We start from the raw sequence: 24,408 nt of genomic DNA on the forward strand, positions 1-24,408 counted from the left end.
CTATGAAGCAGTGAGGGCTGTTTGGAAACGTGCTCATCAAGCCTACGGTTAAGGATCGTCCTCCGAGGGACTGTTTCTTCCAACCCATGAGGGAATAGCCACTCCCTGTGATCAGCAGAGTGGCGTTGCGTGTGCTGTTGACTTGAGCCATGTTTGGCCCACCAGCAACGATTCCCAAGGAGGACGAGAAGGTGACGGACGACAAGATCGGACATCTGCAGCGCCTCGTATCCGAGCTCGGCGCTCGCGGTCTGCTCGCACGAGTGGTCCAGACCCAGAGCGGCCGGCAGTTCGTACGCGTCATCAACCCGAAGGCGACGAGCCTGTCCGAGAACGTCACCTGCCGGCCGGCGAACGCCTCGGACCTTCCCGACTGGTGGTACTGCTGGTCCTGGGGCGAACCCATGCACACGGCCGACGACCCGGCCGGTGCCGCGACCAAGGTCGCACGCGTGCTCGCCGCGGTGGGAGAGTGACCACGCGGTGATCCGGGTGGAGCGCAGCCACCACGGGTCACCGCCCCCACGGCGGCCCCGCGGGGCCGGCGGGACGATCGGTGCGGAGGGCGTCCGGGTTGCCGGGCCCCTGATCGTCCCGCCGGTTCCGGCCCCTTCGCACGGGCGCACGCCCGTGCGCGCAGATCAGCCCGGCGGGTGCGCCCGCCGGGTGCCGGGGGGATCACCTCCCCCCTTGGAACCGGAACGGGCCATGCTTCCGGGTGTGTGGCCCGTCCGAGCCGACCGTCATCGGAGCGTCCGGTCTCTCCCTCCGCGGCCCAGAGACCGGGCGACCCCGTCTTCCCCGGCGTGATGTGACGGCGGCCGGTTCGGTCAGCGGTATTTTTAGATCCAATTGGACTGATTTGCCGCTGACCGAACCGCTTCCTGAGGGGGAATCCACCCAGTGTTCCTGTTGGTGACATCAGGGCCATCGCCTACGCCCACGCCGGCAGAGTCGTCGCTCGTGCAGGACTTGGACAAAGTGAGCTCGCAGATGGCGCAAGCCTGTCAAGGTGACACGGTGTTCTGTGGTCCCCTGGTCGACTGGCTCGACAACGCCTCCTGGGCGCCGTTGCTGGCCAGCTTCATCACCATCGTCCTGATCCTGGTGCTCGGGTTCGTCGTGCGGAACATCTCGCACCGGGTGATCACCAAGGTGGTGAACCGGGCGGCCACCGGCGGCTCGCTCGCCAACAGGTTCCGCCGCAACGCGGCCACCGACGGCATCGACGCGCTGCTGCACGAGCGCCGCAAGCAGCGGGCCGAGACCATGGGGTCGGTGCTCAAGCACATCGCCTCCATCGTCGTCCTCGGCACCGCCATCCTGACCGTGCTCGACCGGCTGACGATCCCCATCGCCCCCCTGCTGACCAGCGTCGGCATCCTGGGCGTGGCGATCGGCTTCGGCGCGCAGGAGCTGGTGAAGGACTTCATCGCCGGCATGTTCATGCTGCTGGAGGACCAGTACGGCGTGGGCGACGTGATCGACGCGGGCGCCGCCGTCGGCACCGTCGAGGCGGTCACCCTGCGGGTCACCCGGCTGCGCGACGCCGACGGCCGCGTCTGGTACGTGCGCAACGGCACGATCACCCGCGTCGGCAACGAGTCGCAGGGCTGGTCGCGGGCCTACTTCGACGTCCCGGTGGCCTACGACGCCGACATCACCGCCGTGCGCGCGGCGCTGGAGATCGTGGCCGAGGAGATCTGGGCCGACCCCGAGTTCCGCGAGAGCGTGATCGTGGAGGAGCCCCAGGTGTACGGCGTGGAGCAGCTCTCCGACAGCGCGCTGGTGTTCCGCATCACCGCCAAGACGCTGCCCTCCCGCCAGGCCGAGGTCGCCCGGGAGATCCGGCTCAGGGTGAAGGCCGCCCTGGACTCCGCCGGAATCCCCATGGTCGCCATTGCATAAGGTGAGAACGTGACAGAGACCTCCTTCTACGACGCCGTAGGCGGCGAGGAGACCTTCCGCCGCCTCGTCCACCGTTTCTACGAAGGTGTCGCGGAAGACCCCCTGCTGCGGCCGCTCTACCCCGAGCCCGACCTGACGGGCGCCGAGGACCGGCTGCGCGGATTCCTGATCCAGTACTGGGGCGGCCCCAACACCTACAGCCAGGAGCGCGGTCATCCCCGGCTGCGCATGCGGCACGTGCCGTTCGTGATCGGGGAGGCCGAGCGCGACGCCTGGCTGCGGCACATGCGTGACGCGGTCGACTCGCTCGGCCTGCCCGACAATCAGGCGAGCAGGCTCTGGGACTATCTGGTCTATGCGGCCCACAGCTTGGTGAACTCGCCGACATAACGGGCATGACGCCCACATGGATATCCCCTGGTGGCGTGATGCCGTCGTCTACGAGATCTACGTTCGCAGCTTCGCCGACGCCTCCGGAGACGGCGTCGGCGACCTGGCCGGGGTGCGGGAGCGGATTCCGTACCTGAGGAGGCTGGGGGTCGACGCCATCTGGCTGACGCCGTTCTACCCCTCTCCGATGGCCGACGGCGGTTACGACGTGGCGGACTACCGCGGCGTCGACCCGCTGTTCGGCACGCTGGCCGACTTCGACGCGCTGGTGGCCGAGGCCCACGGGCACGGGCTGAAGGTGCTGGTGGACATCGTCCCCAACCACAGCTCCTCCGAGCACCCCTGGTTCCAGGCCGCGCTGCGGGGCGAGAAGCGCGACCGGTACATCTTCCGCGACACGACCAACAACTGGCAGTCCACGTTCAGCGGCCCGGCATGGACCCAGGTCCCCGACGGGCAGTGGTACCTGCACCTGTTCGCCCCCGAACAGCCCGACTTCAACTGGCGCAACCCCGAGGTGCACGCGGAGTTCCTCGACGTCCTGCGCTTCTGGCTGGACAAGGGCGTGGACGGGTTCCGCATCGACGTGGCGATGGGCCTGTACAAGGCCGAGGGGCTGCCCGACGTCGGCGACCAGTCGTTCACGTCGGTCTCGCCGGTCTGGGGGCAGCCGGAGGTGCACGGCGTCTACCGCGACTGGCGCAAGGTGCTGGACGCCTACCCCGGTGAGCGCATGGCCGTCGGCGAGGTCTGGACCGACAGCGCCGAGGACCTCGCCCTCTACGTACGCCCGGACGAGCTGCACCAGAGCTTCAACTTCGCCTGGCTGCAGGCGCCGTGGTCGCCGACCGCGTTCAAGAAGGTGATCGACGACACCCTGGCCTCGGTCCCGTACGCCACCTGGGTGCTGTCCAACCACGACGTCGTACGCCATCGCACCCGCTACGAGACCGCCGATCCCGGCACGGGCCTGGCGCGGGCCAGGGCGGCGCTGCTCACGATGCTGGCGCTGCCCGGCTCGGCCTACCTCTACCAGGGCGAGGAGCTGGGCCTGCCGGAGGTGACCGACCTGCCGGCCGAGGCCAGGCAGGACCCGGTGTTCTTCCAGTCGGAGGGCAAGCTGCCGGGCCGCGACGGCTGCCGGGTGCCGCTGCCGTGGTCGGCGGAGTCGCCCTCCTACGGGTTCTCGCCGCCCGGCGTGCGGCCCTGGCTGCCGCAGCCGGCCGCCTTCGCCGAGTTGACGGCCGAGAAGCAGGAGGGCGACGCGGACTCGACGCTGGAGTTCTACCGCCGGGCCCTGGCCTGCCGCCGCGAGCTGGCGGGTGTGATTCCTTACACCCTGGAGTGGCTGGACTCCCCCGAGGGAGCGCTTTTCTTCTCCCGGGGTCCGCTGACCTGCGCGATCAACTGCGGGATGGAGCCCGTACGGCTGCCGGCGCACGACGCGGTGCTGCTGTCCAGCGGCCCCGTCCAGGCCGGGACGTTGCCGCCGGACACCGCCGTGTGGCTGCGCCGGGAGTCATGACCGGGAATCGGCCCGCTGCTCGCCGCGGACGGGGATGACGGGCAGCGACACCAGCGCGCAGGCCAGGCCGGCCGCGTACGCCGCCCAGTACCCCGTCCCGGTGATCAGCGCTCCGGCCAGCGGCGTCACCCCCAGGGCGACGACGTTCTGGACGGTGTTGTGGGTGCCGAGCACCTTGCCCGCCCAGGCGGGGCCGGCCAGCTCGCCCGCCCTCAGGTAGGCCAGCCCATTGCCGGACACGGTGAGCACCGAGGCCGTGGCGAGCGCCACCGGGCCGAGCAGGCTGTCCGTCGCCGTGCCCACGACCAGCAGGGCGAGCACGGCCAGGCAGGCGCAGGTGAGCAGCAGCAGGGGACGCATCCGCAGGCCGACCCGGTCGGACCAGCGGCCGACGGCCACCCGGACCACCGCCCCGGCGACGGCCGACAGGCCGAAGAGCTGGCCGGCGGCCACGGCGTCCCAGCCGTACAGGCCGACCAGGCAGGTGACGCCGTACGTGCTGACCACGATCTGCGGCACCGCGTGCAGCCCGCTGGTCGCGTGCACCCGCCACAGCGCCGGCTGCCGGTACGGCGACCGCGCCGGCCCCGCGCTCCCCCCGGCGATCGAGTGCGGCGGCTCGGCCAGGAACAGCGCGGCCAGGACGGCGGCCAGCAGGCTCACGGCGGAGCAGACGAGCAGCACGCCGGGCAGCCCGTGCGCCCGCGCGACCGGCGGCAGCACGAACGCCGCGACGGCCATGCCGAGGGTGTAGGACACCTGGCGCAGGCCCATGGCGACCCCGCGCTCGGGCGGCTGGAACCAGCGCAGGACGATCCGGCCGCCGCCGACCATGGCCGCCGAGCCGGCCGCGCCCGCCAGCGCGAGCAGCGCGATGACCGCCCAGGCGGGCCCGGCGAAGGCGACGGCGGCGAGCAGCACGGCCGCCAGGCTCACGCCGATGCCGAGCACCAGGCGCTCGCCGTGCCGGTCGGCCAGCGCGCCCCAGGCGACGAGCGCCACCAGAACACCGATTCCCGGGGCATTTCCAATGACTCCGGCCACTGCCAGCGGAACACCGAAATGTCGCTCAATTTCCGGCATGACGAGAGGCAGGCCGAACAGTCCTAAAGTGACGCTCGCATGGGCGTTGACCCCCAGTGCGAGCATCAGCCAGCGCTTCCTGCCCGGACCGGAGGGCGGCTGCGGTTCCAGGGCGGTCAGCCCTGGGCCGAGTAACGCTTGAGCAGGACGAGCTCGTCCTCGCTGAGCCGGCGCGGCGCGGCCCGCTCGACGTCGTAGGCCACGATCACCGAGGTGGCGGTCGCGTAGACCTCGTCGTCGTCGCGGATCTCGTAGGCCAGGGTGAAGCGGACCGGCCTGAGCTGGGTGACCCAGGTCTCGACCCTGACCGGCTCGGGGCGCAGGCCCAGCGGGCGGCGGTAGTCGATCTCGTGGCGGGTGACCACGAGCCCTCCGAAGGGCGCCTCGCCCGCCCTGACCGGATCGATCGCGAACATGCCGAAGCGGGCGTCCTCCAGGTAGTCGAGGAAGCGCACGTTGTTCACATGCCCCTGGGAGTCGATGTCGGCGAATCTGACCATGCGGAGGAAGACGTGCCGGTGCGCCGGGGAGGGTTCTGCCACGTCCGCCACGGTACCCGTACCGTCCGGCCCGCCGGTCACCGGGCCTTGCGGCGGGCCAGGCAGGCCAGCACGGTCAGCACCGAGATCGCGGCCATGCAGGTGAGCGCCCAGCGGTAACCGGTCACGAGCAGGCCGACCGCGTCGCCGGAGAGCTGCGACAGGGTTCCGGCGAAGACGCGCCGGTGCAGCGCGGCGGGCAGCGGCGCGGTGATGATCGACAGCACCAGGCCGGTGCCGACCACGTTGCCGGTGTTCTGGAGCATGAGGCGCATGGCGTTGACGATGCCGAGACGTTCGGACGGCAGGCCGTCCAGGATGGCGGTGGTGTTGGAGGGCAGGAAGACGCCGGAGCCGAGGCCGATGAGCACGAGCCCGGCGGCCACCGCCGGGTACGGGGTGGTCGCCGACATCGTGCCGAGCAGCGCCAGCAGGCCGCAGGTCGTGGTGGCGGCCCCGGCCACCGCGAGGGTGCGCGCGCTGGTCAGCCGCTGGAGGAAGCCCGACGTCACCGACGCGACCATGGCCGCCACCGCCAGCGGCAGCACCTTCAGCCCGGCCTGTACGGGATCGTCCCCCCGCACGGCCTGGAAGTAGAGCGCGACGAGGAAGACCATGCCCATCCGCGCGACGGCGTTGAGGAAGGAGGCGAGCGTGCCGAAGGCGAAGGCCCGGTCGTGGAACAGCCGCAGGTCCACCACGGGATGGGCGGCCCGCCGCTCCCTGGCTGCGAACAGCGGCAACCCCACGGCGAACGCGGCGAGCCCGGCGGCCACCACCGGATGCCCCCACCCCAGCCTGCCGAACTCCGACAACGCCAGCAGCAGCCCGCCGAGCGTGACCAGCACGAGCACGCTGCCCGGCAGGTCGAGCCCGCGTTCGCGCCCGGCCGGTTCGACCCGCCGCAACGTGAGCGCGCCCCACACCAGGCAGACCACCCCGATGGGCACGTTGAACCAGAACACCCAGCGCCAGCCCAGGTTCGAGGCGAGCACGCCGCCGAGCGTCGGGCCGATCAGCCCGGCGATGGAGAAGGAGGCCACGTAGACGCCCATGCCCTCGCCCAGCCGCTCGCGCGGGAAGGCGTCGCTGACCAGGGCGGCGCTGTTGGTGAGCAACATCGCGGCGCCGGCGGCCTGCACGACCCGCATGGCCACGATCACCCACGCGCCGGGAGCCAGCCCGGCGAGCAGGGCGGCCCCGGTGTAGACGGCCAGCCCGATCAGGTACATCCTGCGCCTGCCGAACATGTCCGCCAACCGGCCGAACACCACCATGAGGACGGTCGTGGTCAACTGGAAGCCCAGCAGGATCCAGCCCGCGGCCGTGGCGTCGGCCCCGGTGTGCCGGGCGATCTCGGGCAGCGCGACGTTGATCGCGCTGCCGCCCAGCCCGGTCAGCACGCTGGCCAGGCTCACGACCGACAGCGTGCGCCAGGCGTGGCCGACGGGAGCGGTGGTCGTCGTCACCAAGGGCCTGTCCTTTCTAGATTTTGATACTAGAATCCAGTTCAAATCATCGGCCGGTCAAGGATCGAGGTGTCGGATGAGCGGGATAGTCGAAGGTCGCGTGGTGATCGTCACGGGTGCGGCCAGGGGCATCGGGCGCGGGCACGCCCTGGAGTTCGCCAGACAGGGCGCGAAGGTGGTGGTCAACGACCTGGGCGCGGAGGTGGACGGCACCGGCTCGTCCGGGGCCGCCGCCGAAGTGGTGGCCGAGATCGAGGCCATGGGCGGCCAGGCGATCGTCAACGGCGAGGACGTCTCCGACTTCGACGGCGCCGAGCGCCTGATCGGGGCGGCCGTCGAGCATTTCGGCGACCTGCACGTGCTGGTCAACAACGCCGGGATCCTGCGCGACCGCATGCTGGTCAACATGACCGCCGACGAGTGGGACGCGGTGATCAGGGTGCACCTGCGCGGCACGTTCGCGCCCCTGCGGCACGCCGCCGCCTACTGGCGGGCCAGGGCCAAGTCCGGCGAGCGGGTCGACGCCCGGATCATCAACACGACGTCGTCCTCCGGCATCTACGGCAATCCGGGCCAGGGGAACTACGGCGCGGCCAAGGCGGGCATCGCCGGGCTGACCGTGATCGCCGCCAGGGAGCTGGAGCGCTACGGCGTGACGGTCAACGCCATCGCGCCCGCCGCGCTCACCCGCATGACGGAGAACCTGATCCCGGCCGGGGCGACCGGCGCCGACCCCGACGACATCGCGCCGCTGGTGGTCTGGCTGGCCAGCGCCGAGGCGCGCGGCGTCACCGGACGGGTGTTCAACGTGCGCGGCGGCATGATCAGCGTGGCCGAGGGCTGGCACGCCGGCCCCGGGGTGGACAAGGGCGGCCGCTGGGACCCGGCCGAGCTGGGCGCGGTCATCCCCGCCCTGGTGGACAAGGCCGCCCCCAACGCCCTGACCAACGGCCGCGTCCCCGGGCGGGAGGACTGACATGCCGCTCGACCACTCGCTGATCGGCGTCGAGGGCCCGGCCCACGAGCGCTCCTGGACCGCCGAGGACACCATGCTGTACGCGCTCGGCGTCGGCTCGGGCCTCGACGAGCTGGAGTTCGCCACCGAGAAGGGGCAGCGGGTGCTGCCGACGTTCGCGGTGCTGGCGTCGCAGTCGCCGGGGCGGCGGCTGGGCGACTTCGACCCGGCCCTGCTGGTCCACGCCGAGCAGGGCTTCGAACTGCACCGGGAGCTGCCGCCGGCGGGCGGCGTACGGACGACGTCGAAGGTGACCGGCATCTACGACAAGGGCTCGGGCGCGCTGGTGACCACCGAGGCCAGGGCCGTGGACCTGGAGACCGGCGAGCTGGTGATCGCCTCGCGCAGCTCGGTGTTCATCCGGGGCGAGGGCGGCTTCGGCGGCGACCGGGGGCCCCGCGACGAGTGGGCGGTCCCGGACCGGGCGCCCGACCACGAGGTGACCTACCCGACCCGGCCGGACCAGGCACTGCTCTACCGGCTGTCCGGCGACCGCAACCCGCTGCACAGCGATCCGGAGTTCGCCGCCAGGGCCGGGTTCGACCGGCCGATCCTGCACGGGCTGTGCACGTACGGGGTGACCGGGCGGGCGTTGCTGCACACGCTCGCCGGGTCGGACCCGTCGCGGTTCCGGGCGATGTCCGGCCGGTTCAGCAGCCCGGTGTTCCCCGGCGAACCGCTGACCGTCTCCATCTGGGCCGACGGCGACGACGTGCTGTTCCGCACCGCCAAGGACGACGGGACGGTGGTGATCGACCGCGGCCGGGCGACGATCAGTCGTCGCTGAGCCCCCTGAGGGGATCGAGGCGGTGGATGAGCTTCATCGCCGCCTCGATGATCTCCCTGGCCTCCTCCTCGGTGTCGGAGGTGGCGACCTCGCGGGCGGCCTCGCCGATGATGCTGGTCAGCACCGCGACCGTGAACCGGTCGAGGGGGTCTCCCCCGGCGCCGAGCAGGACGGCGTTCTGGCGCACCCACTCGCGCCCGCGGGTGCGGCGGATCAGCTCGAAGCCGGGCGGGCCGTCGCCGTCGATGAAGAGCCTGACCAGGTCGCGCCGGTCCCAGGCGCCGTCGAGGTAGGCGCGGGCGCCGGCGATCAGCAGCTCGACGGGGTCGCTGACCCCCTCCTTCTTGGCCTTGGCGACGCTGGCGGCCGACGCCTGCTCGTGGGCCGCCTGGTGGTCCTCGTAGAGGGCGAGGAACAGCTCGGTCTTGCCGCCGAAGTGGTGGTACAGGCTGCCGACGCTGGAGCCGGCGCGGGCCACGACCTCCGAGACGTTGGCGTCGGCGAAGCCGTGCTCGCTGAAGACCTCACGGGCCGCCTGCAACATGCTCTTGCGCGTCTGAGCCGTACGGCTCCACTCCCACGAGGACTTGCGTGCCATGCCAGGCATTCTATCCCGCCGAATTCTAGAATCTGATTCTTGACCAGTGCCGCGCGGGGGTTAGAATCGCGTACTAGAGAATGATTCTAGAAATTCAGGAGGCGGCCGTGGACTTCTCGCTCAGCCCGGAGGAACGGCAGATCCGCGACACCGTGCGTGCCTTCATCGAGAAAGAGATCATGCCGCTGGAGCCGGAGGTCCTGCGCAACGAGCGCGAAGGGCGTCCGGGGCTCGACCCGGAGGTCGTGCGCGACCTGCGCGCCAAGGCCAGGAAGTCGGGCTTCTGGGGCATCAACACCCCCGAGGAGTACGGCGGCGCGGCGCTCGGCCCGATCATGTCCGCGATCATCGCCATGGAGATGGGCCGCACGTTCGTGCCCTTCTCCTTCGGCGGCAGCGCCGACAACATCCTCTACGCCGGCACCGACGAGCAGAAGCAGCGCTACCTCGTCCCCACCATCGAGGGCGAACGGCGGTCCTGCTTCGCGATCACCGAGCCGGGCGCCGGCTCCGACGCCCGCAACATCCGCACCCGCGCCACCCGCGACGGCGCCGAGTGGGTGATCAACGGCGAGAAGACGTTCATCACCGGCGGCAGCGAGGCCGACTTCGTCATGGTGTTCGCGGTGGCCGAGGGCCACGGCGTGACGTGCTTCCTGGTCGACCGGGACATGGGCTGGACGTCCGAGCCCATCCCGACCATGGGCGAGTGGGGGCCGGCCGCGCTGGTGTTCCAGGACGTGCGGGTGCCCGAGGAGAACATCCTGGGCGAGCTCGGCAAGGGCTTCGAGCTTGCCATGCAGTGGATCGGGCAAGGACGGTACATGATCCCGGCCCGTGCCATCGGCTCCGCCGAGCGCATGCTCCAGATGGCCATCGACTACGCCAAGATCCGCAAGTCGATGGGACAGACCATCTCGGAGTACCAGGCCATCCAGTGGATGATCGCCGACTCCCAGGTGGAGATCGAGGCGGCCAAGTGGCTCACCCTCCACGCGGCCTGGCAGGTGCAGCAGGGCATGGACGCCCGGCACGCCTCCTCCATCGCCAAGCTCAACGGCGCCGTGATGGCCAACCAGGTCGTGGACCGGGTGCTGCAGATCCACGGCGGCATGGGCTACACCAAGGAGCTGCCGGTCGAGCGGTGGTACCGGGAGCTGCGCCTGCTGCGCATCTTCGAGGGCACCGACGAGATCCAGCGCCGCACGATCGCCCGCAACCTCATCAAGGGCCACGCCAGGCTCGGCCTGATCGGAGAGTAGCCCATGTCGGTCGAGGCACTGTTCAACCCGCGCTCGATCGCCCTGGTGGGGGCCACGGACAAGTCGGGCTGGTCGGTCAGCACGCTGCTGAACCTGCGCACCCACGGCTTCTCCGGGCCCGTCCACTTGGTCAACCCCAGGGGCGGGGTGGTGCACGGGTCGCCGGCCTTCCGCAGCCTGACCGAGATCCCCTCCCCCGTCGACCTGGCCTACGTCATGGTGCCGACGGCCGCCGTGCTCGGCGTGCTGAAGGAGGGCGCCAAGCTGGGCATCGGCTGTTACGTCATCCTCACGGCGGGGTTCGGGGAGGCCGGCGCGGAGGGCGCGCGGCTGGAGGCGGAGATCGCCGGGTTCGCCCGCGAGAACGGCCTGACGATCCTCGGGCCGAACGGCAACGGCTACATCAACGCCGCCGCCGACGTGACCCCGTACGGGCTGCCCGTCCCCGAGCCGCTGCTGCGCGGGTCGGTCGGCGTGGTGCTGCAGAGCGGCGCGCTGGCCAGCTCGGTGCTCGGCTTCGCCCAGGCCCGCAACGTCGGCGTCAGCCTGCTGACCTCGATGGGCAACGAGTCGGTCGTCACGGTCACCGACGTCGTCGACTACCTCGTGGACGACCCGGCGACCCGGGTCATCGCCCTGTTCCTGGAGACGATCAGGAACCCGGCCGAGTTCTCCCGGGTCGCCCGCCGGGCACTGGCGGCGGGCAAGCCGATCGTCGCGCTCAAGATCGGCCGCAGCCGGCTCGCCTCGCACACCGCGCAGGCCCACACGGGCGCGCTCGTGGGCGACGACGACGTCATCGACGCCGCCATGCGCCAGCTCGGCGTGATCAGGGTGCGCTCGCTGGAGGACCTCATCATCACCTCCGGGCTGCTGGCCGCCACCGGCCCGCTGCCCGGCCGCCGGGTGGGCGTCGTCACCCCGTCCGGCGGCGCGTCCGAGATCATCGCGGACCGGGCCGAGGACGAGGGCCTGGAGCTGCCGCCCTTCGCCGCGGCCACGGTCGAGAAGCTGGCCGGGATCGTGCCGTCGTTCGGCACCGTGCAGAACCCGCTCGACGTCACCGGCTACGTCCTCGTCGACCGCACCCTGCTCGGCCGCGCGCTGGAGACGGTGACCGCCGATCCCGGCATCGACCTGGTCATGCTGCTGTCCGAACCGCCCAGGATCGCCCCTGCGGACCCCGCGCCCGTCCTGGCCATGTACGAGGCCAGCGCGCGGCGCATCGCCGAGTCGCCGGTGCCGGTCGTGGTCGTGAGCAACGTGCTGACCGACGTCACGGAGTTCGGACGCCAGGTGCAGCGGGAGACCGGCTTCCCGTACGTCATGGGCGGGATCGAGCACGGCCTGACCGCGCTCGGCGCGGCGGTGCGCTGGTCGGAGGCCCACCGCAGGGCCCTGACCGGCGGCGGCCCGGCCGGGCGGGCGGCGGTCACCGGCGCATCCGGGGGCGCATCCTTGGGTGCGCCCGAGGGTGCGCACGGCGTGTGGGCCGAGCACCGGGCAGCCGCCCTGCTCGCCGCCGCGGGGCTGCCTGTGGTGCCGTCCGAGATCGCCGCGGACGAGGCGGCGGCGGTGGCCGCGGCCGAGCGGTTCGGCTACCCGGTGGTGCTCAAGGCCGCCGCCGAAGGGCTCGGGCACAAGAGCGACATCGGCGGGGTGCGGCTCGGGTTGTCCGGCCCGGAGGAGGTGCGGCAGGCGTACCGGGAGGTGGTGGCCGCGGCGCGGGCGCACGCCCCCGACGCGGGCGTCCTGGTCCAGCCGCAGCGCGGCGGCGGGATCGAGCTGCTGGCGGGCGTGGTGCGCGACCCCGCCTGGGGGCTCACCCTGGCGGTCGGGCTCGGCGGCGTCTGGGTGGAGGTGCTGCGGGACGCGGCCCTGCGCGTGCTCCCGGTGGACGCCGGCGAGGTCCGCCGGGCCCTGTCCGAGCTGCGCGGCGCGGCCCTGCTGGACGGCGCCAGGGGCACCGAGCCCGCCGACCTGGACGCGGTGGCCGACGTGGTGGCCGGGATCGCCGCGTTCGCCGAGAGCCTGGGCGACGACCTGGAGTCCCTGGAGATCAACCCGCTCCTGGTCACCGGCTCCCGCGTCGAGGCCCTGGACGCGCTGATCACCTGGCGCCCGCCGCCCTCCTGACCTGTCCCCGCCCCTGCTCAGTGCCCAAGGCTCTTCAGCAGGATCATCACGGCTCCCAGGGCGCCCGAGCCGGCTCCGCAGAGCAGCCGGATCCAGAGCCGGTCGGTCTTGGGCGCGGCCGCGAAGAAGCCGAGCACGGTGAGCAGGACGACCGACACGCCGATCTCCAGGTACACCGACGCGTCCACGGACATCACGCCGGTCATCGCCACGCACAGGATCACCGTGAGCGGGACCAGTCCCCACAACATGCCCGTGGACCGCGTCACCGCGCCCCGCACCGCCTTGCGCACGTCCGGCGACCGGTCGCCGACGATCTCGGCGAACGCGTGCGCGATCCAGAACACGATGACCGTGCCGATCGCGGTCGCCAGCAGCTCGGCCGGGTCGGCGATCCAGTGCGAGAGCCCGGAGACGACGCCGGCCGTCAGGATGGTCCCGTAGACCGACTCGCCGTTGACGAACCGCCCCACCCCGCGCGCGGCTCCCGTGCTCACCCGACGAATCTAGTACGGCCCTCGCACGCGGCCCGCCGCCCGACGCGCCCGCCCGGACGGTTTTTCGGGGCCTTGTCCGGGGCCTCGTGGCTCCGGGCGTCTCGGTGACGGCCGCCCGCGTCCGCAGCAGCGCGGGCGGCCGTCACCGGTCCGGTGGCCGGGTCGTGGCTACTCGACCTCGATGGGCAGCTCGTAGATCTCCGTCGTGGGATGGCCGGCCTTCTCGTGCACCCGCATCACCGCCTCCTTCGACGGCCCCGACGACAGGCAGAACACCTTGCCCGAGTCCGGATCGAGCCAGGCCCGCTCGAAGTGCACACCCTCGGCCCCCTCGACCGCCAGGTCCCGCTCGTGGGCCTCGCGCAACTGCTCCTCGGTGACGCCGACGAAACCACTGTGCACGTCCATGAACTTCGGCATCGCCGTCTCCTCTTCTCAGGATCTTCCGCTTCCGATGGAGAGGCGTTCCATTCCGTTCCATCCCGTTCCATCGGCCCGTCCGGGCTCGCCTGCCCGGACGGCCGGATGCGGAACCTAGGGCAACCGAGAGGCCAGGACGAGGGTGGCGGCGGAGGCGAACATGCCGCCGTTGCCCAGCACCACGCTCACCTCCACGTCCGGCACCTGGGCCGCGGCCTCGCCCCGGAGCTGCCGCACCGACTCCTGGATGGCGAACATGCCGTACATGCCGGTGTGCGTGTAGGACAGGCCGCCGCCGTTGGTGTTCATCGGCAGCCGGCCGCCGGGTGAGGTGTGCCCCTCGGCGATGAACGCCCCCGCCTCGCCCCGGCCGACGAAGCCCAGGTCCTCCAGGCCGTAGACGGGCACGTGGGCGAAGGCGTCGTACACCATCAGGTGGTCGACGTCGTCGTGGGAGATCCCGGCCTCGGCGAAGGCGGCCCGGCCGGACAGGCGGAAGCCCTTGGAGGTGGTGAAGTCCTCCATCTGCGAGACCATCGGCGCGTCCATGGCCTCGCCGGAGCCGAGCAGGTACACCGGCGGGCGGCGCGACAGCTCCTCGGAGGTGACGACCAGCGCGCCGCCGCCGTCCGTCACCAGGCAGCATTCCAGCAGGTGGAAGGGGTAGGCGACGAGCTTCGACGCGAGCACGTCCTCGACCGTGATCAGGTCGCGGTACATGGCCCGCGGGTTCCTGGAGGCCCAGCGGCGCTGCGCGACCGCCACCTCGGCCAGCTGCTCGTGGGTGAGGCCGGTCTCCTTCATGTGGCGCAGCGCCGTGACGGTGAACGACGTCGGCGGCCCGACCACCCCGTACGGCAGCTCGAACTGCCCGAGCAGCGAGTCCGCGCCCAGCCCCCACCGGCCGGCGCCGACGCGCGACCGTCCCGACTCGCCGTGCGTGATCAGCACGGTACGGCAGAGCCCGGCCCGGATGGCGGCGGCCGCGTGCCGCACGTGGAACAGGAACGACGACCCGCCCACGCCCGTGCCGTCCAGCCAGGAGGGCGTGATGCCGAGGGCGTGGGCGACCTGGATCGGGCCGGGCGTGCCGACCGTGGCGATGCCGTCGATGTCGTGTTTCGTCATGCCCGCGTCGGCGAGGGCGTTGCGCGCGGCCTCCAGGTGGAGCTGGAAGGTGGAGCGGTCCGGCAGACGGCCGATCTCGTCGGTCTCGGCCGCCCCGGCGATCACGATGTTCATCGGGCGCCCTCCGCGGGCTCGAAGAGCGGCACGTGCACGTCGCCGCGCCGCTCGAACACCACCCGCAGCTCCATGTCCAGCGGCAGGTTCTCGGGGGTGTTGGGCACGCCGACGATGTTGGTCATCATCCGCACGCCCTCCTCCAGCTCCACGACGGCGATGGCGTAGGGCCCGCCGGCCTCGAAACCGGGCGCGGGACGATGGTTGATCACGTACGAGTACAGGGTCGCGCGGCCCGTCGCGCGCACCCACTCCACGTCGCCGCCGCCGCAGTGGGGGCAGCTCGGCCGGGGGTAGAAGTAGTGCCGCGCGCACGTCTGGCAGCGCTGGATCCTGAGCTCTCCCGCGGCCGTGCCGTCCCAGAACGGCTGGGTCTCGGGCGTTGGCTTCGGTGCCGGTTTCATGGGCCTCCCCACTCTAGTTCTAGAATTGCACTCTAGAGCTAGGTTCGGTTCCGGGGAAGCCTCCGCGACTCAGGGGCTGGGGATGCCGTCGCCGTTGCGGCCGCGTCCCGCCAGCACCTCCTCCAGCGTCGGGCGGGCCTCGTCCGGGTCACGGAACCCCGGGCAGGCGAGCTGGATGAGCACGCCGTGCGCCTCCTTGGGGTGCAGGAACACCTCCTGCCAGCGCACGTCGGCCCGGTTGAGCCCGTGCAGCCGGTAGCCGCGCCCGGTGAGCCGGGCGACGGCCGCGTCCATGTCCCCGACGTGGAAGTTCAGATGATGGACGCCGCCCCGCCCCCGCGTCAGCTCGAAGAAGCTGTCGAAGAACGTGGACCCGGTCAGCGGCTCCATGAGCTCGACCTTGCTCCCGTTGGAGTAGGTGAGCTGCAGCGTGCGGTACCCGCTGATCCGGTTGTCCCCGCCGCCGCCCAGATGGCGACCGCCGAGCAGGTCGCGATAGATCGGCAGCAGGTCCCTGATCCGGGGAGCGGCCACGGCCGTGTGGTCGAAGGTCACGTCGAGGCCGTCAAGTTCCAGGTCCACGCCCGGCTCCTCACTACGAACGAATCCTAGAATTTGATTCTAATCATCTGATACCGGGTACGCACTCTTGACGCCGGCCGATGCGAGGAGCAGCATCTCAGAAATGGATTCTAGAGCTAGCTTCTAGAACTCATGACGGGGGGCCTAGGCTCGACAGAAAGGCTTGTCATGAGGCTGTCCTACGTCCGCGAGCTCGACGAGTACCCGACCGGCGCCCGCCGGATGAAGATCCTCACCATGGCCGTCCTGGCCATCCTCATCGGCTCCTACGAAGGGCAGATCGCGCCCGTCGTACCCCTGCTGCTCAAAGACCTGAACATGTCCCTGGCCACGTACGGCGCGGTGTCGGGGGCGGCGGCGGTGGCCGGTGCCGTGGCCTCCATCCTGGGCGGGCGGCTCACCGACCGGGTCGGCCGGGTCCGCCTGCTCATCCCGCTCATGGCCCTCACCGCCGTGTGCTGCTTCGCCATGACGCTCGTGCACAGCCCGCGCGACCTGCTGATCGCCCGCATCCTGCTGGCCTTCGTGGACGGCGTCGCCATGGCCTCCACCGCGCCGCTGATCCGCGACTTCTCGCCACGGCTCGGACGGGCGCAGGCGTTCGGGTTCTGGACATGGGGCCCGGTGGGCGCGAACTTCCTGGCCGCCGCCGTCGCCGGCTGGACGCTGCCGATCTTCGACGAGTCGTGGCGGTCGCAGTTCGTCATCATGGGCTGCTTCTCGCTGGTGATCTCCGTGGTCATCGCGTTCAACATCGCCGACCTGTCCCCCGAGCTGCGGGCCAGGATCCAGCACACCGAACGGGCCGCCGAGGAGGTCGTCGACCTGCGGCGTCCGCCCACCGTCCGGTCGTTGTTCGCCCGGCGCAACATCTGGGCCCACGTCGTCGGCATCTCGCTCTGGCTGGTCCTCTACATCACGCTGTCGCTGTTCGGCCAGACGATGCTGGTGGGCGCGCTCGGCATCAGCAGCGCGCAGGCGTCCACGATCATGGCCGCGTTCTGGAGCCTGAACCTGGTCACGCTGATCCTCACCGGCCGCCTGTCGGACCGCCTGCAACTGCGCAAGCCGTTCTCGCTCGCCGGGACGATCGCCGCGGTGCTGGTCACCGCCTACCTCGCCGTCGCGCTCGGCCAGGAAGGCGTCTCCACCGGCACGCTCATGGTGGTCGGCGCCCTGCTCGGCGGCTCACTCGGCGTCGCCTACGCCCCCTGGATGGCCAACTACTCCGAGGACGCCGAGGACGCCGACCCGCGCCTGCAGGGCACGGCCTGGGGGCTGTTCGGCTTCCTGAGCAAGGCGATCGCGGTGGTCGGGCTGCTGGTCATCCCGCACGTCGTGGCGGCCACGAGCTGGCAGACGTGGCTGTTCGTGGCACTGGGCTGCCTCGTGCTGTTCGTCCCCGCGATCCTGCTGTTCAACGGTCCATGGCGCCGCACCGCCCCCACCCCCGTCCAGGTCGCCCTCACCGAGGCCGAAAGCTGACTCCTCCCACCCGAGCCCACACACTGAACCGTCCCAACCGGGGCGAACGCCGAACCGTCCCAACCGAGCCCGAACACTGATCGGCCCTGCCGGAACACGCGAAAGCGGCGCGCCCCCGAAGGGGCCCGCCGCTCGTCGCACGAATGAGACGCTCGTCCCGATGCCAGGACAAGACGTGCCCGTCTCGTCCCGGGGCCGGGATGAGACGTCAGTCCCGGTGCAGCTTCCGGTACGTCACCCGGTGGGGACGGGCCGCGTCGGCGCCGAGACGCTCGATCTTGTTCTTCTCGTAGTCGGCGAAGTTGCCCTCGAACCAGAACCAGTTCGAGCCTTCCTCCCACGCGAGGATGTGGGTGGCGATGCGGTCGAGGAACCACCGGTCGTGCGAGGTGATCACGGCGCAGCCCGGGAAGTCGAGCAGCGCGTTCTCCAGCGACGACAGCGTCTCGGTGTCGAGGTCGTTGGTCGGCTCGTCGAGCAGCAGCACGTTGCCGCCCTGCTTGAGGGTGAGCGCCAGGTTGAGCCGGTTACGCTCGCCGCCCGACAGCACCCCCGCCTTCTTCTGCTGGTCGGGCCCCTTGAACCCGAACGCCGCGATGTAGGCCCGCGACGGCATCTCGACGTTGCCGACCTTGATGTGGTCGAGCCCGTCGGAGACGACCTCCCAGACGTTCTTGTTCGGGTCGATGCCGCCCCGGCTCTGGTCGGCGTAGGAGATCTTCACGGTGTCGCCGACCGTGATCGACCCCGCGTCCGGCGTCTCCCCACCCGTGATCATGCGGAACAGCGTGGTCTTGCCGACGCCGTTGGGGCCGATGACGCCGACGATGCCGTTACGCGGCAGGTCGAACGTCAGGCTCTCCATCAGCAGGCGGTCGCCGAAGCCCTTGGTGAGCTGGTCGGACTTGATCACCGTGGTGCCCAGACGCGGGCCCGGCGGGATCTGGATCTCCTCGAAGTCCAGCTTGCGGAACTTGTCGGCCTCGGCGGCCATCTCCTCGTACCGCTGGAGACGGGCCTTGCTCTTGGTCTGGCGGGCCTTGGGGTTGGAGCGCACCCACTCCAGCTCGTCCTCCAGGCGCTTCTTGCGCTTGGCGTCCTTCTGGCCCTCGACCTTGAGGCGCTGGGCCTTCATGTCGAGGTAGGTGGAGTAGTTGCCCTCGTAGGGGTAGCAGCGACCGCGGTCGAGCTCCAGGATCCAGTTGGCCACGTTGTCCAGGAAGTACCGGTCGTGGGTGACGGCCAGCACCGTGCCGGCGTACTTCTCCAGGTGCGACTCCAGCCACTGCACGCTCTCGGCGTCGAGGTGGTTGGTGGGCTCGTCGAGCAGCAGCAGGTCGGGGGCCTCAAGCAGCAGCTTGCACAGCGCCACGCGGCGGCGCTCACCACCGGACAGCTTGCTCACCTCGGCGTCGGGCGGCGGGCAGCGCAGGGCGTCCATCGCCTGCTCCAGCTGGCTGTCGAGGTCCCACGCGTTGCGGTGCTCCAGCTGGTCCTGGAGCTTGCCCATCTCCTCCAGCAACTCGTCGCTGTAGTCGGTGGCCATCTGCTCGGCGATCTGGTTGTAGCGCTCGAGCATCGCCATCGTCTCGGCGACACCCTCCTGCACGTTGCCCAGAACGGTCTTTTCCTCGTTGAGCGGCGGCTCCTGCTGGAGCATGCCGACCGTGAAGCCCGGCATCAGCTTGGCGTCGCCATTGGACGGCTGCTCCAGGCCGGCCATCATCCGGAGCAGCGTCGACTTCCCGGTGCCGTTCGGCCCCAGGACACCGATCTTGGCTCCGGGCAGGAACGACAGCGTGACGTCGTCAAGGACAACCTTGTCGCCGTGCGCCTTGCGCACGCGCTGCAGCGTGTAGATGTACTCCGGCATGCTCCCTAGCTTAGAGGCTGCACACGCAGGCTTCCGCCGCCCAGCCCCTTTCACCTCCGCCCGTCCCCGCTCGCCCCTGCACCCCCACCCCTCCAACCTCACCTCCCCCGAACGCCGTGACGTCCCGGGGCCGCCCCCCCTTGCGGCCCTCGCACGCTGAATCACCCATGACACCCCAGGCCCCGAGCCCACCTCGGGGAGGGACGCCGTTCGCCGCCCGACCTCAGCCGACCAGGATCCCCATCACGCCCTCCATGCCCCCCTGGCACGGCCTCCCTCGCCGCGCCCCCTTTGCCAGGGCCCCCTTCACCACGGCCCCCTCCACCACGGCCCCCTCCACCACGGCCCCCCTTCCTCCACGGCCGCGTCCGCCACGGCTTCCTAGGTCGCGGCCCCTGAAGTCGCGGCCCCTGCGGTGGTCCCCGTGGTGGTCCGCGCCGTTGTGAGGAGGGCGGCGGCTGCGGCTCGTGCCCGTTGCGCCGGGTGGGTCGAGCGCTCACGTACCGCCGTGACGATGGCCCCGTCCACCAGCAGGACGAACAGGTGCGCCAGCTCGGCGGCATCGGCGCGACCGTCGCGCTCGATCAACCCCGAGACGTACGCCCGCACGCGCTCCTTGTGCTCGGCCGCCACCCGATGTGCCGCACTGTCCGGATCCGCCGTCTCGATCATGGTGTTGATGAAGGCGCACCCACGGAAATCCGCCCGCGCGAACCGTTCGGCCAGGGCGTCGAAGACGTCCAGCGGATGCCCGCCCAGAGCCTCCACGCGTTCGGCCAGCCAGGCCCGCCACCGCTCGTCCCGTCGCCGCAGTACGGCCACGACCAGGTCGTCCTTGCTCGGGAAATGCCGGTAGAAGGAGGCGCGGCCCACCCCCGAGACACTCAGGATCCGCTCGACGCCCACCGCTCTGATCCCCTCCGCGTAGAAAAGGTCCTCGGCGGCGTCGAGCAGTCGTTCACGTGCACGTGTGGGCATACCGCCAAGCTATCCCGAACTTCCCTAAAACGGAACCGTTCGGTATCGTCTTGCCCAGATGGAACCGACCAGTACCGTTTTGGAGACCTCATGCCCCGCCTTCCACAACTGACAGAAGACAATGACGGTTTGCTCGACCAGACCCGCCGCCAGCTCGGCAAGGTCCCCAACCTGTACGCCGCCCTCGCCAACGGCCCAGCCGCCCTGGCCGGCTACCTCGCCATGCGCGAACACCTCAGCTCGGGCGTCCTCACCCCGAGACTGCGGGAGCAGATCGCCCTGCTGGTCGCCCAGGAGAACCACTGCACGTACTGCGTGAGCGCTCACACCATGCGCGGACGCCGCATGGGCATGTCCGACGAGGAACTTCTCAAGACCCGGCAGGGCGCGGACGACGAGCCGCACGCGGCCGCCGTCCTGGCGATCACTCAGGCGATCATGCACACGGGCGGCGCGGTGAGCGACGCGGACCTGGACGCCGCACGGGCCGCCGGCGTCTCGGACGCGGAACTCGCCGAGATCGTGGGCCACATCGCCCTGAACACCTTGTCCAACTACTTCAACCACCTCGCCCAGCCCGAGCTGGACTTCCCGGAGGTGCAGGCATGAACCCCACCTGGAGAAACGGCACCGTCGAACTCCTCGACGGCTACACGCTGACGAACTCCGAGGGCCGCCGGGTGTCTGCCGTGGAAGGAGTGCGGTTCGCCATCGAGGGCGGGTATCTCAACGTCGAGGTCCCCGGCGTACCCCACGTCCAGATCGTCTCGGCTCCCGCCGTCCGGCTCGTCACCTGCGACGGCGTCACCACGCCCTGACTGTCAGGCCACAACCCGAGGGCAGGCCCCTGACCCATCCGTCCCTCAGGCGCCTGCCCGCATTCGCCGCACATCCCACCGCGCACCACACGGCGTGCGCGACGGCACGTCACACGGCTTGTTCCTCCGGCGACGGCGGTTGCGGCGGCTGGACGACGGGGATGCAGACACGGTCCCGGCCCAGCTCCTTGGCCCGATAGAGAGCCAGGTCGGCGGCGGCCAGCAGATCGATCAGATCGTCGCCGTGCACGCACATCAACGCGACCCCGACCGAGATCGTGATCCGGATCAGAGCGTCGTCCACCGGGATGGCCATGTGCCCGACGTGCGTACGAAGTCGCTCGGCGACCTGCCGCGCCTCGTCGACGTCCGCCCCCGGCAGCAGGACGACGAACTCTTCGCCCCCGAACCGCCCCACCACGTCGGACTCCCGCAGTTCCCTGCGCAACATGGCCGCCACCCCGGCCAGCACCTCGTCGCCGACCAGATGCCCGTGGGCGTCGTTCACCCGCTTGAAGTGGTCGATGTCGATGATCAGCAGCGCCAGCGTGCCACCGCTGCGACGCGCACGCAGGATCTCGGTGTCGGCCTCCCGCTGCCAGGCGGCCGCGTTGAGCAGCCCGGTCTTCGAGTCGGTACGGGCGGCGGCCTGCAACTGCGCATGCAACAGACTGCGTTGCAGCAGGACGACCGGCGGCAACGCGAGCACCAGCAGAGCCAGGTTGAGCCCGCACCCGATCGAGACCGTGACCCCGAGACATAGCTCGACGACGTCCAGCAGGACGCTCTCCCGGTTCCACAACACCTCCTGCCACGACCCCTCAGGATCGGACGTGTGCGCCGCGACCGCAATGAGACCGATGTTGAGCAGGGAGAACAGCACGGCGGCCGCAACCGCGTAAGCGATCGGCGGCCCACTCCCCCGCGTCAGCACCCAGGGGTCGGGGACGACCCAGTGGAAGGCGACCGACGCCGTGCAGCCGGCCAGACCGATGGCCGCCGAGCTGAACACCCGACGGTAGAGAACTGTGGCGCGCACGCGCACCTGGAGAAGGATCTGCAGCACGATCGGCGCAAAGAGGGCGTAGACCGGCGGCAGGAGCAGGGCGACCGGCAGCCACCAGGCCGACAACAGGTCACGCGAGACTCCGGCGGGCATGCCCAGACGCCTGCTGGCCTCGATGCAGACCGCGCCGCACGCCATGAGAGCGGCAAAGGTCAGCAAATCCGGCCAGTGGAAATCGGTAGATCTCGTGAACAAGGTAATCGCGACGGCATCTAGGGCGACAATGGCGCACAGATACGCCACAAGCGGGCGCCGTTGCCCGAGCAATGGCCAACGACCGGCCATTCTTGACACACCGTCGCGAGACTTGATCGTGGCGTGACTGGTCGCCGCCATCTCGTCTCCTCCCTGACTAACGATGTGTAACACAATAATTGCGGAGTGTGCGTTATGCGATGGGAACCGCTACGTTGAAACGACCACGCCCGCTCACTCCGCGAGCGGGCAGTGCCGGAAAGGAGCAACCATGGTGCGGGGCGTGACCTGGACATGACCCATGCTCTAGGTATCTGACACGGACAAACACCCCATTAGCCCCCTTCGGGGTGACATCGGGGCCATCAGCCGATGCCCCTCCCCCCTCCCCTTGGCCGTCCCCTGCGCGGGGCGCCGACCCATCGGCTGCTGCCCTCCGCCCCGATCGCTTTCCCCCTGACCGATGGCCGGTGAACCATCGGTCGTACCACTCCTTCGTCCGGTCCATCGAGGAACTCTGACCAGCGCGTCTGGGCCTGCGCAATCAGGGAGTGCATCACGCATACGACTGCCGTCACGTCGCGCTTGCCCGCCGTTGCCCGCACGCGCGCCGCGTCACCGCCTGAGGACGCTGCATGTCCTTCACGCGATGCCGTCCGCCTCGACGCCTGCGTCCCCGAACCCGAGCACCGCCAGGAGGCAAGCGGCACCGACCCCCACCTGGGCAGCGCGCCTCCGAGCGTAGTTACCCCTGCGGTGGATCACCGTGAGACGAACCGGGCCAGTGCGCCTCCGCATGCATGCGCCTCCCTTGGGTGGATTGGCAGTTGCGTGGGTGCCCCGTTCAGGCGGTTAAGGAGCCCATGCAGACAACGGGCAACCCCGTCCAGACGGGTGGGTACGTTGCGCAGCGCGCGAGTGGTCCGTGCAGGTGGGTGCGCAGCCGGCGGGTTGGGCGCTGTGCCGGGGGCGGGCTTTTCGCTTGATCGGCCGCCCACTGCGTCCTCGATATGGGTGCACCTGGGGGGTGTGGTTGTGGGGCGTCGAGGCGAGCGGGCCGGTCGGGTTGGGGCGGGTGTCTTCATGGCGGGTTGCGTAGGTGGGCATGAAGACACCCGCCCTCGTGGGCAGCGGCCACGTGTGCGTCACGGCGGAAGCATCCACTGGTGCAGGTGCTCAGCCGTCAGGTGGCGATGGTGTCAGGCTGCGGCTTTCTCCGGTGTCTGCGTCTTCGTCCGGGGCTTGCTGGACGCGCCCAGGACGCGGACCGTGGCGGCCTTGGCTGACGAACCGCGGCCCGGCTGCTCTGGTGTGACCGTGCCAAGAGCGGTGTCGTCCTCCACGGCGGTGTCAGGCCGGGGCTCGGGACGTGCGCTGGGTTGCGGGGTGGCGGCGTCGGGGTCGGTAGCGGCTATGGCCAGCGTCGTGAGGTCGGCGTCCGGCCCGGCGTCGTCGTGAGGCTGCGCGGGTGCGCTTCGGAGGGCGTCGGCGGTCGCGGGGACCGACGGGTCGGCGGTCGGGTGGAGGGAAGACGGACGGACGGGCTTGGTGCCCATCGCCCAGTCCTGGGTCTCCTCGTCGAGGCGTTCGCGCATCTCCTTGGTCATCGAGCCCAGGCCGCCCCCGCGCTCCGGCTTGGTGAAGACGCCGGTGCCCCAGCGCAGGTCGTGCCCGACCGCGCTGGCCTCGATCTCCGGCATGAACCGGCGGTCGCCTTCCGCGCCGAACTCGCGGATGCGTAGCTTGCCGGACACGACGACGGGCTGCCCCGCCCGTACGCAGTCGGCGACGTTGTCGCCCAGCGCACGCCAGCAGCGGACCGTGAAGCAGACGCGCTCACCGTCGGTCCATTGCCCGGTCTTCCTGTCGAAGTAGCGGTGCGAGGTGAACACCTTCAGCGACGTGACCCTGGTGCCGTCGTCGAAGCTGTACTGCCGTGGCTCTGCTGCGACGTTTCCGGTGAGCGTGATGTAGATGTCGTTCATCCGTGCCTCCCATGCGGCGGGCGGACTGCCCGCGACCTGGGAACACGGTGCCTGAAGCAGGCCGGGTGGGGCGGGGGCGAACGCCGTTCTGTGGATGGGGGGACGGCGACGGAGGAGGGCTGTGGATGACGGCCGGTCGTGCAGGGAGCGT

24 protein-coding genes are annotated in these 24,408 nt (G+C 70.6%); 11 read left to right on the forward strand and 13 right to left on the reverse strand.

Annotated features, from left to right (window positions below):
* The first annotated feature begins 191 nt into the window (after window positions 1–191).
* The 4 genes from AB0C33_RS33780 to AB0C33_RS33795 all read left to right on the forward strand — a co-directional run bounded on the left by AB0C33_RS33780 (window position 192) and on the right by AB0C33_RS33795 (window position 3,823).
* Window positions 192–476 (forward strand): hypothetical protein, encoded by a 285-nt coding sequence (locus AB0C33_RS33780; protein WP_352360547.1) that lies wholly within the window; start codon window positions 192–194, stop codon window positions 474–476.
* A gap of 544 nt (window positions 477–1,020) precedes the next feature.
* Window positions 1,021–1,908, forward strand: coding sequence for a mechanosensitive ion channel family protein (locus AB0C33_RS33785; RefSeq protein WP_352360549.1), 888 nt, complete (start codon window positions 1,021–1,023; stop codon window positions 1,906–1,908).
* A 9-nt stretch (window positions 1,909–1,917) separates the two neighbouring features.
* Window positions 1,918–2,298: a globin gene (locus AB0C33_RS33790; protein ID WP_358294745.1), complete on the forward strand. Its 381-nt coding sequence runs from the start codon at window positions 1,918–1,920 to the stop codon at window positions 2,296–2,298.
* Window positions 2,299–2,314: 16 nt separating this feature from the next.
* Entirely contained in the window at window positions 2,315–3,823 is a 1,509-nt protein-coding gene (locus AB0C33_RS33795) for an alpha-amylase family glycosyl hydrolase (RefSeq protein ID WP_358294747.1), read from the forward strand.
* Here AB0C33_RS33795 and AB0C33_RS33800 read toward each other — a convergent pair.
* The 3 genes from AB0C33_RS33800 to AB0C33_RS33810 all read right to left on the reverse strand — a co-directional run bounded on the left by AB0C33_RS33800 (window position 3,818) and on the right by AB0C33_RS33810 (window position 6,914).
* Entirely contained in the window at window positions 3,818–4,972 is a 1,155-nt protein-coding gene (locus AB0C33_RS33800; protein WP_358294749.1) for an MFS transporter, read from the reverse strand. The two genes, AB0C33_RS33795 and AB0C33_RS33800, sit on opposite strands and share 6 nt — an antisense overlap.
* 50 nt (window positions 4,973–5,022) lie before the next feature.
* A complete protein-coding gene (locus AB0C33_RS33805; RefSeq protein ID WP_352360768.1) occupies window positions 5,023–5,406 on the reverse strand; it encodes a thioesterase family protein in 384 nt (127 codons plus the stop codon).
* A 77-nt stretch (window positions 5,407–5,483) separates the two neighbouring features.
* Window positions 5,484–6,914, reverse strand: a complete 1,431-nt coding sequence (locus AB0C33_RS33810; RefSeq protein ID WP_358294751.1) for an MFS transporter — start codon at window positions 6,912–6,914, stop codon at window positions 5,484–5,486.
* A gap of 76 nt (window positions 6,915–6,990) precedes the next feature.
* Here AB0C33_RS33810 and AB0C33_RS33815 point away from each other — a divergent pair, with 76 nt between their 5' ends.
* Together AB0C33_RS33815 and AB0C33_RS33820 are read left to right on the forward strand one after the other, a co-directional pair.
* Window positions 6,991–7,890, forward strand: coding sequence for an SDR family oxidoreductase (locus tag AB0C33_RS33815; RefSeq protein ID WP_358294753.1), 900 nt, complete (start codon window positions 6,991–6,993; stop codon window positions 7,888–7,890).
* Window position 7,891: 1 nt separating this feature from the next.
* Window positions 7,892–8,716 (forward strand): MaoC/PaaZ C-terminal domain-containing protein, encoded by an 825-nt coding sequence (locus AB0C33_RS33820; protein ID WP_358294755.1) that lies wholly within the window; start codon window positions 7,892–7,894, stop codon window positions 8,714–8,716.
* Here the strand turns inward: AB0C33_RS33820 and AB0C33_RS33825 are convergent.
* Window positions 8,703–9,314 carry a TetR/AcrR family transcriptional regulator gene (locus tag AB0C33_RS33825; protein WP_358294757.1) on the reverse strand — a complete coding sequence of 204 codons (612 nt, stop codon included), beginning with the start codon at window positions 9,312–9,314 and terminating at the stop codon, window positions 8,703–8,705. The two genes, AB0C33_RS33820 and AB0C33_RS33825, sit on opposite strands and share 14 nt — an antisense overlap.
* A gap of 80 nt (window positions 9,315–9,394) precedes the next feature.
* Here AB0C33_RS33825 and AB0C33_RS33830 point away from each other — a divergent pair, with 80 nt between their 5' ends.
* Both AB0C33_RS33830 and AB0C33_RS33835 read left to right on the forward strand, forming a co-directional pair.
* A complete protein-coding gene (locus AB0C33_RS33830) occupies window positions 9,395–10,576 on the forward strand; it encodes an acyl-CoA dehydrogenase family protein (protein WP_358294759.1) in 1,182 nt (393 codons plus the stop codon).
* A 3-nt stretch (window positions 10,577–10,579) separates the two neighbouring features.
* Window positions 10,580–12,712, forward strand: coding sequence for an acetate--CoA ligase family protein (locus AB0C33_RS33835; protein ID WP_358294761.1), 2,133 nt, complete (start codon window positions 10,580–10,582; stop codon window positions 12,710–12,712).
* Window positions 12,713–12,729: 17 nt separating this feature from the next.
* On the opposite strand, the gene AB0C33_RS33840 is transcribed toward AB0C33_RS33835, so the two are convergent.
* The 5 genes from AB0C33_RS33840 to AB0C33_RS33860 all read right to left on the reverse strand — a co-directional run bounded on the left by AB0C33_RS33840 (window position 12,730) and on the right by AB0C33_RS33860 (window position 15,857).
* Window positions 12,730–13,209, reverse strand: a complete 480-nt coding sequence (locus AB0C33_RS33840) for a hypothetical protein (RefSeq protein ID WP_358294763.1) — start codon at window positions 13,207–13,209, stop codon at window positions 12,730–12,732.
* Between the two features lie 168 nt (window positions 13,210–13,377).
* Window positions 13,378–13,629, reverse strand: a complete 252-nt coding sequence (locus tag AB0C33_RS33845) for an SCO4226 family nickel-binding protein (RefSeq protein WP_358294765.1) — start codon at window positions 13,627–13,629, stop codon at window positions 13,378–13,380.
* Window positions 13,630–13,743: 114 nt separating this feature from the next.
* Window positions 13,744–14,871, reverse strand: a complete 1,128-nt coding sequence (locus AB0C33_RS33850; RefSeq protein ID WP_358294767.1) for a thiolase — start codon at window positions 14,869–14,871, stop codon at window positions 13,744–13,746.
* Window positions 14,868–15,275 (reverse strand): Zn-ribbon domain-containing OB-fold protein, encoded by a 408-nt coding sequence (locus AB0C33_RS33855; protein ID WP_358294769.1) that lies wholly within the window; start codon window positions 15,273–15,275, stop codon window positions 14,868–14,870. The genes AB0C33_RS33850 and AB0C33_RS33855 overlap by 4 nt, the downstream gene beginning before the upstream one ends.
* A gap of 69 nt (window positions 15,276–15,344) precedes the next feature.
* Window positions 15,345–15,857 carry a VOC family protein gene (locus AB0C33_RS33860; RefSeq protein ID WP_358294771.1) on the reverse strand — a complete coding sequence of 171 codons (513 nt, stop codon included), beginning with the start codon at window positions 15,855–15,857 and terminating at the stop codon, window positions 15,345–15,347.
* A 168-nt stretch (window positions 15,858–16,025) separates the two neighbouring features.
* Between AB0C33_RS33860 and AB0C33_RS33865 the strand changes: the two genes are divergently transcribed.
* On the forward strand, window positions 16,026–17,342 hold the full coding sequence (locus tag AB0C33_RS33865; RefSeq protein ID WP_358294773.1) for an MFS transporter: 1,317 nt from the start codon (window positions 16,026–16,028) through the stop codon (window positions 17,340–17,342).
* Window positions 17,343–17,550: 208 nt separating this feature from the next.
* On the opposite strand, the gene ettA is transcribed toward AB0C33_RS33865, so the two are convergent.
* Both ettA and AB0C33_RS33875 read right to left on the reverse strand, forming a co-directional pair.
* Window positions 17,551–19,215: an energy-dependent translational throttle protein EttA gene (gene ettA, locus AB0C33_RS33870; RefSeq protein WP_358294775.1), complete on the reverse strand. Its 1,665-nt coding sequence runs from the start codon at window positions 19,213–19,215 to the stop codon at window positions 17,551–17,553.
* A gap of 381 nt (window positions 19,216–19,596) precedes the next feature.
* Window positions 19,597–20,193 carry a helix-turn-helix domain-containing protein gene (locus AB0C33_RS33875; RefSeq protein WP_358294777.1) on the reverse strand — a complete coding sequence of 199 codons (597 nt, stop codon included), beginning with the start codon at window positions 20,191–20,193 and terminating at the stop codon, window positions 19,597–19,599.
* Window positions 20,194–20,322: 129 nt separating this feature from the next.
* Between AB0C33_RS33875 and AB0C33_RS33880 the strand changes: the two genes are divergently transcribed.
* Entirely contained in the window at window positions 20,323–20,802 is a 480-nt protein-coding gene (locus AB0C33_RS33880) for a carboxymuconolactone decarboxylase family protein (protein ID WP_358294779.1), read from the forward strand.
* Window positions 20,799–21,011 (forward strand): hypothetical protein, encoded by a 213-nt coding sequence (locus AB0C33_RS33885; protein ID WP_358294781.1) that lies wholly within the window; start codon window positions 20,799–20,801, stop codon window positions 21,009–21,011. The genes AB0C33_RS33880 and AB0C33_RS33885 overlap by 4 nt, the downstream gene beginning before the upstream one ends.
* 109 nt (window positions 21,012–21,120) lie before the next feature.
* Here the strand turns inward: AB0C33_RS33885 and AB0C33_RS33890 are convergent, their stop codons facing one another.
* Together AB0C33_RS33890 and AB0C33_RS33895 are read right to left on the reverse strand one after the other, a co-directional pair.
* Window positions 21,121–22,413: a GGDEF domain-containing protein gene (locus AB0C33_RS33890; RefSeq protein WP_358294783.1), complete on the reverse strand. Its 1,293-nt coding sequence runs from the start codon at window positions 22,411–22,413 to the stop codon at window positions 21,121–21,123.
* 1,058 nt (window positions 22,414–23,471) lie between these two features.
* Window positions 23,472–24,257: a single-stranded DNA-binding protein gene (locus tag AB0C33_RS33895; RefSeq protein WP_358294785.1), complete on the reverse strand. Its 786-nt coding sequence runs from the start codon at window positions 24,255–24,257 to the stop codon at window positions 23,472–23,474.
* Between the last annotated feature and the right edge of the window lie 151 nt (window positions 24,258–24,408).

It is taken from the genome of Nonomuraea sp. NPDC048881, from assembly GCF_040649795.1.
Lineage (GTDB): Bacteria > Actinomycetota > Actinomycetes > Streptosporangiales > Streptosporangiaceae > Nonomuraea.